Here is a 12784-nt window from a genome sequence, read left to right as displayed (position 1 = left end):
GTCAAGATGCGCGGCAGAGCCGTCTGCGCAAGGGACGTCGAGGTGGAGCGCCGCCGCGCTTTGACGCACAAGCTTACAAAGGCCGCAATGTCGTCGAGCGCGCAATCAACCGCCTGAAAGATTTCCGTGCCGTCGCAACTCGCTACGATAAACGCGGACACAATTATCTGGCAGTCGTGATTATCGCAACAATGATTCTATGGCTCCTCTGAAATCAGTCAGATAGACCCTAGGCAACTGGCGCCCGCGCAATAAAAAAAGGCTGCACCGTGTGAACGGGCAGCCTTTTTTGTCAGCGCGCTGAGGCGGATCAGGCGGGCTTGTCGGTTCCTGCTTCCGGCTCGACGTCGTCTTCCATCTCGATCAGTTCAACCATCTGGGCGGCGCCGTCTTCGCTGATGCCGGCCAGTTCCATGATCTTGTCGTTGGCCTCTTCGATGCCGACGCGCTTGAGTGCCGAGAACAGCTGCACGGTGAACGGGAAGCCGATGCCGTCTTCATCCACATAGCTGTCGAGCTTGGCTTTTGCCTGGCGCAGTGCGTTGACCGATTCATTGCGGTTGAGCTTATCGACTTTCGTCAGGATGCAGTGGATCGGCTTGCCCGTCGGGGCGAACCATTCCAGCATTTGAATGTCCAAGTCGGTGAACGGGCGGCGCGAATCCATGATCAGGATCAAACCGGCCAATTGTTCGCGGCGCTGCACATAGTCGCCCAGCAGGCGCTGCCAGTGCAATTTCGCCGAACCCGATACTTCCGCATAGCCGTAGCCCGGCAAGTCGACCAGCAGGCATTCGATCTCTTCGACGATGGTGGCATCCTTGCGGTGCTGCGCCACGTGGGCGCCGCCGATGGAGAAGTAATTGATGTGCTGGGTACGGCCAGGTGTCTTGGAGGCGAACGCCAAGCCTTTCTGATTACACAAGATGTTGATGGCGGTCGATTTACCGGCATTGGAGCGGCCGGCAAAAGCGATTTCCGGCACCGTGGTATCGGGCAGGTCACGCAATTGGTTGACGGTCGTAAAGAAACGGGCTTGCCAGAGTTTTGACATGGGAATAGTAAAGCAACAAAAGGGAGCGATAAGGGAGCGATAACGCCAAGAAGCTATTGTACAATAAGGGGTTGTTTATTGTTGCCGGCGTAGCAGCGATGCGGCTTGCGGCCCTGAAAATAAAGCAAAAATCCCCAGGGCGCGGCAATGTCCACCACTAATTTCTCACTGTCTCAGGGTGCCTGAATGAATCGTGCGTTTTCACCGTTTGTCCAATCCATGCTGCTCGCTTTGCTGGCTGTATCGGCAACTGCTTCCGGGGTCGAAGAACCGAAACCGGCCCATGCGCCAGCCGTCGCCGTCAAGGCCGACGCTGCCAAGGGCGCTACCCTGTACGCCGATGGCGATGCGGCGCGCGGCTTGCCTGCCTGCGTCTCCTGCCATGGCGCGGCCGGCAATTCGACCATCACGGTCAATCCGAAGCTGGCTGGCCAGCATGAAAGCTATATCTACAAGCAACTGGTCGATTTCACGACGCCGGAGCGCAACCAGCCCGTCATGACGACGTACGCCAAGATGCTCAGCGACGCCGACAAGAAGAATATCGCCGCCTACCTGGGGGCGCAGCTGTCCAAGCCGGGCGCCGCGAAAAACAAGGACACCATCGACCTGGGCAAGAAAATCTACCGTGGTGGCATTGCTTCCAAGCAAGTAGCCGCCTGCGCCAGCTGTCATGGCGCGACGGGCAATGGCATTCCCGTCCAGTACCCGCGCATCGCCGGCCAGCACCAGGATTACACGGTGGCCCAGTTGACCATGTTCCGCAGCACCAAGGCCGACGCCCGCAAGAACAGCGCGCAAATGCACACCATCGCCGCCCGCATGTCGGATGACGAAATCGCCGCCGTTGCCGATTACATCGCCGGCCTGAAGTAAGTTTTCATAGTGGCAAGAGATTGCCACGCGTTTCAACGCACATGAACAAGGGCGGCCGTTTCGACGGGCTGCCCTTTTTTATAGCAGGGGCCAAACAGGAGTATGCTGCCGCCTTGCGCGGAGAAACTATCTTTGCTCCAAGCCACATTTTCTTGAAGATTGCATATCCCGTATGAGTATCAACGTATGAGCACAGGCACGACCGGAATCGAGTTAAAGACCCAACGCCGCAGTCTGGCTGAATTCGTCGAGCTGGTCTCGTCGATGCGCTTTGCCATCAGCCTGCTGACCCTGATCGCCGTCGCCTCCATCATCGGCACCGTGCTCAAGCAGAACGAGCCCATGCCCAATTATGTGAACCAGTTCGGGCCGTTCTGGTTTGCCGTCTTTGACAAGCTGAGCCTGTATTCCGTGTACTCGGCCTGGTGGTTCCTGGTGATCATGGGTTTCCTCGTCGCTTCGACCTCGCTGTGCATCGTGCGCAATGCGCCGAAGATGCTCAAGGACATGCGCAGCTGGCGCGACAATGTGCGCGAGCAATCCTTGCGCAACTTCCACCACAAGCTGGAATGGGCGGCGCCGTTGCCGCGCGCCGTGCTGGCACAGCAGATGGTGATGCGCCTGAAAGACGCCGGCTACGCAGCCAAGGTAGTCGAGAAGGACAACGCCACCCTGGTGGCGGCCAAGCGGGGCGCCGCCAATAAATGGGGCTATATCTTTGCCCACGGCGCCATCGTCGTCATCTGCGTGGGCGGCTTGCTCGATTCGGAAATGCCGATCCGCGTGCAGCAATGGTTCTTTGGCAAGACGCCGTTTTCCGGCAGCGGCGTGATCGCCGACATTCCCGCCCAGCACCGCCTGAGCCTGTCGAATCCTACGTTCCGCGGCAACACCATGATTCCGGAAGGCTCGTCGAGCAACACGGCCATCATTCCCCAGGCCGATGGCGTGCTGATCCAGGATCTGCCCATCACGATCTTGTTGAAGAAATTCCATATCGATTTCTACAGCACGGGCATGCCCAAGCTGTTTGCCAGCGACGTGGTCGTCACCGACCATGCGACGGGGGAAAGTTTCCCAGCGACTATCAAAGTCAACCAGCCGCTGCTGTACAAGGGCCTGGCCCTGTACCAGTCCAGCTTTGAAGATGGCGGCAGCAAGCTCAAGTTGACGGGTTATCCCATGACGGGCAAGACGACGAAACGCTTCGATATCGGTGGCGAAGTGGGCGGCAGCACGCCGCTCGAGCGCAGCGATGGCAATTCCTACACGGTGGAATGGTCGGGTTTCCGTCCCTTCAACGTGGAAAACCTCAGCGCCGGCCAGGATGTGCGTGCCGTCAACAAGGCGGACAGCTTCAACGATAAGTTTGCCGTGGGCCTGGACAAGCGCCTCGGTTCGGCCGCGAAGAACGCGCATAACAAGGATCTCAAGAACGTGGGCCCCTCGGTGCAATACAAATTGCGCGACAAGACGGGCCAGGCGCGCGAGTACCAGAACTACATGCAGCCCGTGACCGTGGACGGCACGACGGTGTTCCTGGCCGGCATGCGCGTCAACCCCAGCGACCCGTTCAGCTACCTGCGCATTCCTGCTGACGATAATTACAGCGTGAACGAGTGGATGCGTCTGCGTGCCGCGCTGCAAGATCCCGCACTGCGCCAGCAGGCCGCCGCGCGCTATGCGGCGCGCGCCATGCCGCAGGCGGGGGCGGAAGCCTTGCGGGGCCAGCTGCAGGAATCGGCGGCGAAAAGCCTGGGCATCTTTGCCGGCAATGGGCAAGAGGGCGGTTTCCTGGCCATTTCGCGTTTCCTGGAGAAAATTCCTGCCGCCGAGCAAGAAAAAGCGGCCGATATCTTCATGAAGATCCTCAATGGCAGCCTGTGGGACCTGTGGCAGGCGGCGCGCGCCCAGGATGGCTTGAAAGCCATCGAGGCCGATGACAAGCACGGCCGCTTCCTGCAGCTGGCCACGAATGCGCTGTCCGACAGCTTCTTCTATGGCGCGCCCGTGTATCTGCAACTCGATGACTTCACGGAAATCAAGGCGTCCGTGCTGCAGGTGACGCGTTCGCCGGGCAAGAGCGTCGTGTACCTCGGTTGCCTGTTCCTCGTGATCGGCGTATTTTCCATGTTTTATATCCGCGAGCGCCGCCTGTGGGTGTGGATCAAGGATGGCGAGGGCGGCAGCGAAGCCCTGATGGCCATGAGCACGCAACGCAAGACGCTGGATTTTGAAAAAGAATTTGAGACTTTGAAGGCAAAGCTGCCGCAATCGGCGTAAGCTGCGCTGTGTCTGGGACGCTTGCGCGTCGCCGGGAATGGAGAAAATGATGGAATTGGCAAACAAGCAAATATATACGCAGGAACCAGGATTTTTCAAGCGCCTGAGCCTGATCGATTGGCTGTACGGCGCCGGCTTGCTGGCGGCTTCCCTGTTCGGCCTGGTGCGCTTTGGCGCCTTCATGGATATCTATGAAAAAGCCATCCTGCTGGCTGCGGCGCCCACGTTCGCGTGGCTGGGCTGGTACTGGAAGCCCGTGCGCTGGCTGATCCCCGTGGCGGCCGTGCTGTCGCTGTTCGCCATCGAGCTGTACGGGGGCCATCTGGACATGGCGAACCAGAAATTCTTCCTGAAATACATCTTGTCCAGCCAATCCGCCATCCTGTGGATGGGCACCCTGTTCGTGCTGTCGACCCTGTTCTACTGGATCGGCCTGGTGGCGCGCTCGGAATTCGGCTCGTCCGTCGGCTCCCTGCTGTGCTGGGCTGGCGTGGTGCTGGGCCTGACGGGCATGCTGGTGCGCTGGTACGAGTCTTACCTGATCGGCGCCGACGTGGGCCACATCCCCGTGTCCAACCTGTATGAAGTGTTCATCCTGTTCTCGCTGATCACGGCCATGTTCTACCTGTATTACGAGCAGCATTATGCGACGCGCCAGCTGGGCGCCTTCGTCATGCTGGTCATTTCGGCGGCCGTCGTATTCCTGATGTGGTACACGGTCACGCGCGACGCGGCTGAAATCCAGCCGCTGGTGCCGGCCCTGCAAAGCTGGTGGATGAAGATCCACGTGCCGGCCAACTTCATCGGCTATGGCACGTTTGCCCTGTCGGCCATGGTGGCGGCAGCCTACCTGCTCAAATCGAGCGGCTACCTGGTCGACCGCCTGCCGTCGCTGGAAGTGCTCGACGACGTCATGTACAAGGCCATTTCCGTGGGCTTTGCTTTCTTCACGGTAGCGACCATCCTGGGCGCCCTGTGGGCGGCCGAGGCATGGGGCGGTTACTGGTCGTGGGACCCGAAAGAAACGTGGGCGCTGATCGTCTGGCTCAACTATGCAGCCTGGCTGCACATGCGCCTGATGACGGGCTTGCGCGGCCGCGTCGCCTCGTGGTGGGCGCTGGTGGGCTTGCTGGTGACGACGTTTGCTTTCCTGGGCGTGAATATGTTCCTCTCCGGCCTCCATTCTTACGGCAAACTGTAAAAGTACCCGAGAAAAAGCCCATGGCGGCGTTGCCTTGCCTTGTCGTACTATGCGTACTGCCTGCGGCAAGGCGCCTTGCCCTGAACTTTTTTCGGGCACTTTAGTAATGTTTTTTTGCATGACAGAAGCGTCATGAACGGCCCGGGAGAACTGGTGTAAGGTACAAATAATCACCTTTTCCCGGAGCCGCCATGTTGATCAAGCGCAGTCCCAACGGCATTGAGTTGCCGTATTCTTCCGAAATTACGCCGCGCGCCGTGTTTGAGTCGCGCCGCAGTTTCATCAAGCAAATCGCGCTGGGTTCGATATCCAGCGCGGCCTTGCTGGAAATGGCCAGCCGCGAAGCGTTCGCGCAGGGCAGCAATCCCAAGCTGGCTGCCAAGCTCAATCCCGCCTATTCGGCGCTGGAAAAGCAGACGGCCTATAAAGACGCCACCACCTACAATAATTTCTACGAGTTCGGCACGGACAAGAGCGAGCCGGCGCAAAATGCGGGCACCTTGCGCACGCGGCCGTGGACGGTCAGCATCGAAGGCGAAGTCAAGAAACCCATGACCCTGGACCTCGATGCGCTGCTGAAGCTGGCGCCGCTGGAAGAGCGCGTGTACCGGCTGCGCTGCGTGGAAGGGTGGTCGATGGTGATCCCGTGGGTCGGTTATTCCTTCTCGGAAATTATCAAGAAGGTCGAGCCGACGGGCAATGCCAAGTATGTGGAATTCATCACCCTGGCCGACAAGAAACAGATGCCGGGTGTGGGCAGCCGCGTGCTGCAGTGGCCGTATACGGAAGGCTTGCGCATCGACGAGGCGAACCATCCGCTGGCACTGCTGACCCTGGGCATGTATGGGGAAACCTTGCCGAACCAGAATGGCGCGCCCGTACGCATGGTGTTGCCGTGGAAATATGGTTTCAAGTCGGCCAAATCCATCGTCAAGATCCGTTTCGTCAAGGAGCAGCCGCGCACGTCCTGGAACCTGTCGGCGCCGTCGGAATACGGTTTTTACTCGAACGTGAACCCCAACGTCGATCATCCGCGCTGGTCGCAGGCTTCCGAGCGACGCATCGGCGAAGACGGTTTCCTCACGCGCAAGCGCAAGACCCTGATGTTCAACGGTTATAACGATGTGGCCTCGCTGTACGCGGGCATGGACCTGAAGAAATTCTTTTAAGGAAATACCATGGCCATCAACCCCACGGGCAAACAGCTGTCGCTGCTGAAAAGCCTGATCTTTTTGCTGGCGCTGATACCATTCGTGCGCATGGTCTGGCTGACGTACACGGGGCAACTGGTGGAACCGCTGGAATTCATCACGCGGGGCACGGGCGACTGGACTCTGTATTTTCTCTGTATCAGCCTGGCCGTCACGCCCTTGCGGCGCATCACGCAATGGAATTGGGTGATCAAGCTGCGGCGCATGCTGGGCCTGTTCGCGTTTTTCTACGCGGCGCTGCACTTCACCACTTTTTTATGGTTCGATCACTTTTTTGATGTGCAGGAAATGTGGAAGGATGTGCTCAAGCGGCCGTTCATCACGGTGGGTTTCATCGCTTTCGTCTTGCTCATCCCGCTGGCCGTGACGAGCACGAACGGCATGGTCAAGCGCCTGGGGGGCAAGCGCTGGCAGTGGTTGCACCGGCTGATCTACATCATCGCGCCGCTGGGCATCCTGCATTTCTGGTGGATGAAGGCGGGAAAGCACAATTTCGCGCAACCCATTCTGTTCGGCTCCATCGTCGCGCTACTGCTGGCAACGCGCGTGTATTTCGCCTGGAACAAGCGCGTAAAAAGCGCCAGGGCGGCGAATGCCGCCGCCCCTGCGCGTTCCGTTTAGGTGGCTGGCACGATGACGGGCGGTGGCGGCACGGGTGCCGGTTCGACGGGGCCTTTTGCCGGTGCGCCCTTGGCCGCGGGCGGCTTGGGCAGGTACAGGGGACCGGGCTGGCCGCAGCCGGCCAGGACGCTAGAAACCACAATGGCGATGCCGATATAAAACGCTGAGGATGACTTCACGATTAGAATCACGGTTTGATTAAGATCTTTGGAGTGTAGCATGAGCGAATCGGAATTCCTGGCCCTGGCCGAAGCCACCCTGACCCAGATCGAGGCGGCGCTGGACCGGCTGAACGATGAAGACGTGCTCGACGTCGAATGCAGCCGCAGCGGCAATGTGCTGGAGATCGAGTTCATCGATAACGGCACGAAAATCATCGTCAACAGCCAGGCTCCCATGCGCGAGATGTGGGTAGCGGCCCGCTCGGGCGGTTTTCATTACAAGCGCGTGGGCGACGAGTGGCGCAACACGCGCGACGACTCCGAGCTGTTTGCGGCTCTGTCGGCCATGGCCAGCGAGCAGGCGGGCGCGCCAGTCGTATTGAAGTAATTGTTTTAGCCGCGCGCCATCAAAAAGGGCAGCCTCTTCAGGCTGCCCTTTTTGCATCAGACGAACTTAGAAAAGCTCATTCTTGACGGCTTCTTTCGCCTTTTCTTCCTCCGGCGTGCCGCGTGCCGCGCCTTCCAGGCTGCCCACGCCCGTGCCCGGCGGATTTTCCGCATAGTAATACTCGTCGCCCACGTGGATCAGGCCTTCCGGCACGGCGCGTTCCTCGACGGGGATGCTTTTCAGGGCTTTCGCCATGTAGCTGATCCAGATCGGCAGGGCCAGGCCGCCGCCCGTTTCCCGGTTGCCCAGGTTGCGCGGCTGGTCGTAGCCGATCCAGGCGATGCCCACCAGCTTGGCTTGATAGCCGGCGAACCACGCGTCGATGGAATCGTTGGTGGTACCCGTCTTGCCGGCCAGGTCGGGGCGCTTCAAGGCCATGGCCTTGTTCGCCGTGCCGAAGCGCACGACGTCGTTGAGCATGCTGTTCATCATGAAGGCATTGCGCTCGTCGATGACGCGGTTGGCTTCCTCGCCCGCCAGGTCCGGTTTAGCTTGCGACAGGATATTGCCGTCGCTGTCGGTTACCTTGGCGATCAGATACGGGTTGATCTTGTAGCCGCCATTGGCAAACACGGCATACGCGCCCGCCATCTGCAGCGGCGTCACGTTGCCGGCGCCCAGGGCCAGGGTCAGGTAGGGCGGGTTCTTGTCCGCGTCAAAGCCGAAGCGCGTCGCGTATTCCTGGCCATACTTGGCGCCGATCTTGTGCAGGATGCGGATGGAAATCATGTTCTTCGATTTCATCAGGCCCTTGCGCATGGTCATCGGACCATCGTATTTGCTGTCGTAGTTCTTCGGCTCCCACGCCTGGCCGCCCGTCTGGCCCGCGTCGAATGAAATCGGCGCATCGTTGATGATGGTGGCCGGCGACAGGCCCCGTTCCAGCGAGGCGGAATAGATGAAGGGCTTGAAGGCGGAGCCGGGCTGGCGCCACGCCTGCGTGACGTGGTTGAACTTGTTGCGGTTGTAATCGAAGCCGCCCACCATGGCGCGGATGGCGCCGTCGGTGGTGCTGGCCGAGACGAACGCCGACTGCACTTCCGGCATCTGCGTCAAGACCCAGTTGCCGCCTTCTTGCATGACGCGGATCACGGCGCCCCGCTTGATGCGGCGGTTCGGCGCCGCTTTTTCCGACAGCCAGGCCGCGCCAAACGTCAGGCCGGGACCCGTGATCGTGATTTCCTCGCCGGCCGACGTGACGGCCTGCAACGATTTGGGCGACGCTTGCAGCACCATGGCGGCGATGATGTCGTCGCTGTCCGGGTGGTCGGCCAGCTCCGTCTCGATCGCGTCGTCCGCTTCGGCCTTGGTTTTCGGAATTTCGATATACGCTTCCGGGCCGCGGTAGCCGTGGCGTTTCTCGTAATCCATCACGCCCTTGCGCAAGGCGATGTAGGCGGCATCCTGGTCGGCCTTGGTGATGGTGGTGTAGACGTTCAGGCCGCGCGTGTACGTATCTTCCTTGAATTGCTCGTAGACGAGCTGGCGCGCCATTTCCGACACGTATTCCGCATGCACGCCGAAGGCGCTGCTGTCGGTTTTCACTTTCAGCTCTTCATTTTTCGCTTCTTCGTACTGTGCCGGCGTGATGTAGCCCAGCTGCGCCATGCGCTGCAGGATGTATTGCTGGCGCATGCGCGCGCGTTTCGGATTGACGACGGGGTTGTAGGCCGACGGCGCCTTCGGCAAGCCGGCCAGCATGGCCGCTTCGGCCACGGTCAGGTCCTGGATATTCTTGCCGAAATAGATTTGCGCGGCCGAAGCGAAACCGTAGGCGCGCTGTCCCAGATAAATCTGGTTCATGTAGACCTCGAGGATCTGGTCCTTGCTGAGGTTTTTCTCGATTTTCCAGGCCAGCAAGACTTCATACGCCTTGCGTTTCAAGGTCTGTTCGCTGGACAGGAAGAAGTTGCGCGCCACCTGCTGCGTGATGGTCGAGGCGCCTTGCTTGGCGCCGCCCGTGAGGTTGTGCAGGGCTGCGCGGGTGATGCCCAGGTAATCGACGCCGCCATGTTCATAGAAGCGGTCATCTTCGATGGCCAGCACGGCTTTCTTCATGACATCGGGGATATCCTTGATATGCACCATGTTGCGCCGCTCTTCACCGAACTCGCCGATCAGCACACTGTCGGACGTGAACACGCGCAGCGGCATTTTCGGCTTGTAATCGGTCAAGGTATCGAGCGCCGGCAGGTTCGGATAAGCCATGGCCAGGCCAAAGACCACCAGCAAGACGCCGACGACGCCCAGGCCCAGCAGCGATACCAGGGCCATCAGCAGAAAACGTTTGGGTTTGCTGCCCTTGGTGGGCGGCTTCGAGCCAGCGGAGCCAGCGGAATTTGAAGATGTCATGCGTCGTATGTCTTTCGGTTAATTATGCCGGCCAATTATAAGCGAGCTTGCCGGGGTGGCAGCGCGCTGTGGCGCATGCCGGGCGGACAGTCGGAACTTGTCGATACTCTATATAAGCGTGTATTGGCCCGCTGGCAACCAGGATTTGGTAACAATTATTCTGCGCCAGATCACGGCCGGGCCAGATAGGCGCCGCGCGCCGCAGACCGCAGCGTGAAATCCGTTTACAAGCCAGCGCTGCCGGGACTAGGCTTTCGGATGGCAGGACCTCCTCCCACGCTGACGTTTCTCTATGAAAAACATATCCATCCGCAGTTTTCTTGGCCTCGGCTTGCTGGGCGTCGATATGGCGGACGACGCCGTGAACGTGGTCGAGTTGATACGCCGGCGGGGCAAACTGGCGTGCCGGCATTGCGGCAGCGCCGCACTGGCGGCAGGGGTAATGCTGGAAGGCAACGTCGAAGATTTACAGGGCCTGGCTGCCGCCGTGCGCCTGGCATGCCGCAACAGTGGCAGCGGTAGCACCCGCGTGGCGCTGGCCATGCCGGCCACGTCCCTGATCACGCATGTGATCCGCCTGCCGGCAGGCTTGCCGGAGGAGCAGCTGGAAATCCTGGTTGAACTGGAGGCCGCCCAGTACATGCCGTTTGCGCTGGAAGACGCCAGCCTGGACTTTGTCATGCTCGGCCCCGCACCGCCGCTTGCCGGCCAGACAGGGCGGGAGATCGAGGTGCTGCTGGTGGCGGCACGGCGCGCCAGCGTGCAGCGCCGTCTGGATGCGGCTGCGGCGGCCGGCCTGACGCCCGTCGTCATGGATAGCGAGGCGCTGGCGCTGCAGGCGGCCGTCGGACAGGGCGGCTGGCAAGCCTTGCCCGATGGCGGCCTCGCCTATCAGCTGGCCTGGGGGCTGGCGCTGCACCGGTACGCCCGATGAAGACCGTGGCGGAAGTGTCATGCATCAACCTCTTGCCGTACCGGCCGGCAGCACGGCGCAAGCGTATGCAGCTGCTGCTGTGGCAACTGGCCGGCGGGGCGCTGCTGGGACTGTTGCTGGCGCTGGCGACAGGCGCCTGGCTGCAGCACCGGCTCGATGTGCAGCTGCGCCGCCAGCAGGACTGGCGCAATGCCATGCAGCAGCTCGATGTCGTCTTGCTCGCCGGCAAGCGGGTACAGGGCGCGACGGCGGCGCTGGTGCTGCGCCAGCAGGCCATTGCCGGCCTGCAAGAGCAACGCCATGCCTGGGTGCGCATGCTGACGGCCCTGGCCCAGGCGATGCCGGCCGGTGCGGCCTTGCACAGTGTGCGCCAGGAAACGGCGCTGGTGCGCTTGCAAGGGCAGGCCGTTTCGCAGGAAAAGGTCGCGGCATTGCTGCTGGCGCTGGAGCAGGCGGCGCCCTGGTCCCGGCCGGAAGTGCTGGAAGTGCGCGGCACGGCCGACGGCACCGTGGAATGGACGATACGGCTGGCTTTGACAAGCGCCGGGCGCCTGTCCCGTAAGCCTGGCCCCGGAGGTTGATCATGCTGAGCTTGAAAAGCGCATCGCTGTGGCCCTTGCCCGTGCGCCTCGCTTGCGCAGCCCTGGCCGCGACGCTGGCGGCCGTGCTGCTGTACGCCGCGTGGCTGGCCGGCTTGATGGCTGCCGCGCAAGTGGCGCAAGGAGAGGAGGACCGCTTGCGCGCCGCTTATCTGTCGGCGCAGGCCAGGGCGAAACAGTTGCCGCAGTGGCGTGCGCAGCAGCGCCAGGCTGGCGCCGAGCTTGCCCTCCTGGAGCAGCAGCTGCCCGACCCGCAAGCGATGGCGGCGTTGTTGACGGACATTAACGCCGCAGGCCAATCCCGCGGCCTGCAATTTTCGCTGTTCAAGCCGGGTGCGGCCCGGCCGCAAGCGCCGTATGTCGCCTTGCCGATTGCCGTGCAGCTGCGCGGCGGCTACCACGCCATGGGTGCGCTGCTGGCAGACCTGGCGCGCCTGCCGCGCATCGTCACGGTGCATGAGCTGGCCTTGAACATCGGCAAGGACCGCTTGCTGACGCTCGATGCCGTGCTGCAGGCGTATCGCCTGCCCGACGCGGGGGAGCGGGCGGCGCAAGCGGCCTTGCCGTCCGCAGCGGGCGCGCCCGGCGCCGTGCCGGCATGGCGTCCGCTGGCCGCAGCCGTGCCGTATCCGTACGAGGCGGCCGCCTTGGCCGACCCTTTTGGCGCATTGCCGCCGGCGAGCGCGCCCGGCCAGCGTGGCAGCGTGGCTGGCCCCGACCCGCGCCGTGCGCGCGAGCCGCTGGAAAGCGTGCCCTTGCCAGCCATCAGCATGGTAGGCAGCGTGCAACAGGATGGACGCCTGAGCGCGCTGCTGCTGGCGGGCCAGCGCGTGTACCGGGTGGCGGCAGGCCAGTATCTGGGGCCGGACCACGGCCTCGTCACGCAAGTCAGCGAGCAGGCGCTGCAGTACCGGGAGTTGCTGCAGGATGCGGGAGGCGGGTGGCGCGAACGGCGTGGCAGCCTGTCGCTGCAAAAGACGGGTGAGGCCAAAGCCGGTGTGCGGGAGGATGTGCCATGAAGCCGTTTGTTTGGCTGTGCTCGAT

At 61.6% G+C, this 12784-nt stretch carries 13 protein-coding genes; 10 read left to right on the top strand and 3 right to left on the bottom strand.

Annotated elements, in window-relative coordinates; translation table 11 throughout:
- Window positions 1-212, top strand: a 212-nt coding sequence (locus GCN74_RS11735; RefSeq protein WP_152256849.1) for a transposase, incomplete at its 5' end; no start/stop codon positions are given.
- A gap of 98 nt (window positions 213-310) precedes the next feature.
- Here GCN74_RS11735 and yihA read toward each other — a convergent pair.
- Window positions 311-1054, bottom strand: coding sequence for a ribosome biogenesis GTP-binding protein YihA/YsxC (yihA, locus tag GCN74_RS11730; protein ID WP_071325653.1), 744 nt, complete (start codon window positions 1052-1054; stop codon window positions 311-313).
- A gap of 186 nt (window positions 1055-1240) precedes the next feature.
- Here yihA and GCN74_RS11725 point away from each other — a divergent pair, with 186 nt between their 5' ends.
- The 5 genes from GCN74_RS11725 (at window position 1241) to GCN74_RS11705 (ending at window position 7246) form a co-directional block, all read left to right on the top strand.
- A complete protein-coding gene (locus GCN74_RS11725) occupies window positions 1241-1930 on the top strand; it encodes a c-type cytochrome (protein ID WP_152256848.1) in 690 nt (229 codons plus the stop codon).
- Between the two features lie 186 nt (window positions 1931-2116).
- Window positions 2117-4213 carry a cytochrome c biogenesis protein ResB gene (locus tag GCN74_RS11720; protein ID WP_152256847.1) on the top strand — a complete coding sequence of 699 codons (2097 nt, stop codon included), beginning with the start codon at window positions 2117-2119 and terminating at the stop codon, window positions 4211-4213.
- Between the two features lie 49 nt (window positions 4214-4262).
- Complete coding sequence (gene ccsB, locus GCN74_RS11715) at window positions 4263-5414, top strand: c-type cytochrome biogenesis protein CcsB (RefSeq protein ID WP_092802196.1); 1152 nt, start codon at window positions 4263-4265, stop codon at window positions 5412-5414.
- A gap of 191 nt (window positions 5415-5605) precedes the next feature.
- Window positions 5606-6583 carry a protein-methionine-sulfoxide reductase catalytic subunit MsrP gene (gene msrP, locus GCN74_RS11710; protein WP_152256846.1) on the top strand — a complete coding sequence of 326 codons (978 nt, stop codon included), beginning with the start codon at window positions 5606-5608 and terminating at the stop codon, window positions 6581-6583.
- A 9-nt stretch (window positions 6584-6592) separates the two neighbouring features.
- Window positions 6593-7246, top strand: coding sequence for a sulfite oxidase heme-binding subunit YedZ (locus tag GCN74_RS11705; RefSeq protein WP_152256845.1), 654 nt, complete (start codon window positions 6593-6595; stop codon window positions 7244-7246).
- Here GCN74_RS11705 and lptM read toward each other — a convergent pair.
- Entirely contained in the window at window positions 7243-7425 is a 183-nt protein-coding gene (gene lptM / locus GCN74_RS11700) for an LPS translocon maturation chaperone LptM (RefSeq protein WP_070221692.1), read from the bottom strand. The two genes, GCN74_RS11705 and lptM, sit on opposite strands and share 4 nt — an antisense overlap.
- A 40-nt stretch (window positions 7426-7465) precedes the next feature.
- Here lptM and cyaY point away from each other — a divergent pair, with 40 nt between their 5' ends.
- Complete coding sequence (cyaY, locus tag GCN74_RS11695) at window positions 7466-7795, top strand: iron donor protein CyaY (protein WP_152256844.1); 330 nt, start codon at window positions 7466-7468, stop codon at window positions 7793-7795.
- A 66-nt stretch (window positions 7796-7861) separates the two neighbouring features.
- Here cyaY and GCN74_RS11690 read toward each other — a convergent pair whose 3' ends face one another.
- Window positions 7862-10207: a penicillin-binding protein 1A gene (locus tag GCN74_RS11690; protein WP_152256843.1), complete on the bottom strand. Its 2346-nt coding sequence runs from the start codon at window positions 10205-10207 to the stop codon at window positions 7862-7864.
- Window positions 10208-10499: 292 nt separating this feature from the next.
- Between GCN74_RS11690 and pilM the strand changes: the two genes are divergently transcribed.
- From pilM to GCN74_RS11675, 3 genes are read left to right on the top strand one after another with little or no spacing between them, the layout of a single operon-like run.
- On the top strand, window positions 10500-11141 hold the full coding sequence (pilM, locus tag GCN74_RS11685) for a pilus assembly protein PilM (protein ID WP_152256842.1): 642 nt from the start codon (window positions 10500-10502) through the stop codon (window positions 11139-11141).
- Entirely contained in the window at window positions 11138-11722 is a 585-nt protein-coding gene (locus GCN74_RS11680) for a PilN domain-containing protein (protein ID WP_152256841.1), read from the top strand. Before pilM ends, GCN74_RS11680 begins: the two co-directional genes overlap by 4 nt.
- A gap of 2 nt (window positions 11723-11724) precedes the next feature.
- A complete protein-coding gene (locus tag GCN74_RS11675) occupies window positions 11725-12759 on the top strand; it encodes a pilus assembly protein PilP (protein WP_152256840.1) in 1035 nt (344 codons plus the stop codon).
- Window positions 12760-12784 lie beyond the last annotated feature (25 nt).

It is taken from the genome of Janthinobacterium sp. FT14W (assembly GCF_009208755.1).
Taxonomy (GTDB): Bacteria; Pseudomonadota; Gammaproteobacteria; order Burkholderiales; family Burkholderiaceae_D; genus Janthinobacterium; species Janthinobacterium violaceinigrum.
This window is presented reverse-complemented; position numbering and strand designations above follow the sequence as displayed.

Bases quoted from the DNA above. Each gene is read 5' to 3' on its own strand.
- yihA (WP_071325653.1), bottom strand. From the start codon at position 1,054: ATGTCAAAACTCTGGCAAGCCCGTTTCTTTACGACCGTCAACCAATTG.
- GCN74_RS11725 (WP_152256848.1), top strand. From the start codon at position 1,241: ATGAATCGTGCGTTTTCACCGTTTGTCCAATCCATGCTGCTCGCTTTG.
- GCN74_RS11720 (WP_152256847.1), top strand. From the start codon at position 2,117: ATGAGCACAGGCACGACCGGAATCGAGTTAAAGACCCAACGCCGCAGT.
- ccsB (WP_092802196.1), top strand. From the start codon at position 4,263: ATGGAATTGGCAAACAAGCAAATATATACGCAGGAACCAGGATTTTTC.
- msrP (WP_152256846.1), top strand. From the start codon at position 5,606: ATGTTGATCAAGCGCAGTCCCAACGGCATTGAGTTGCCGTATTCTTCC.
- GCN74_RS11705 (WP_152256845.1), top strand. From the start codon at position 6,593: ATGGCCATCAACCCCACGGGCAAACAGCTGTCGCTGCTGAAAAGCCTG.
- cyaY (WP_152256844.1), top strand. From the start codon at position 7,466: ATGAGCGAATCGGAATTCCTGGCCCTGGCCGAAGCCACCCTGACCCAG.
- GCN74_RS11690 (WP_152256843.1), bottom strand. From the start codon at position 10,207: ATGACATCTTCAAATTCCGCTGGCTCCGCTGGCTCGAAGCCGCCCACC.
- pilM (WP_152256842.1), top strand. From the start codon at position 10,500: ATGAAAAACATATCCATCCGCAGTTTTCTTGGCCTCGGCTTGCTGGGC.
- GCN74_RS11680 (WP_152256841.1), top strand. From the start codon at position 11,138: ATGAAGACCGTGGCGGAAGTGTCATGCATCAACCTCTTGCCGTACCGG.
- GCN74_RS11675 (WP_152256840.1), top strand. From the start codon at position 11,725: ATGCTGAGCTTGAAAAGCGCATCGCTGTGGCCCTTGCCCGTGCGCCTC.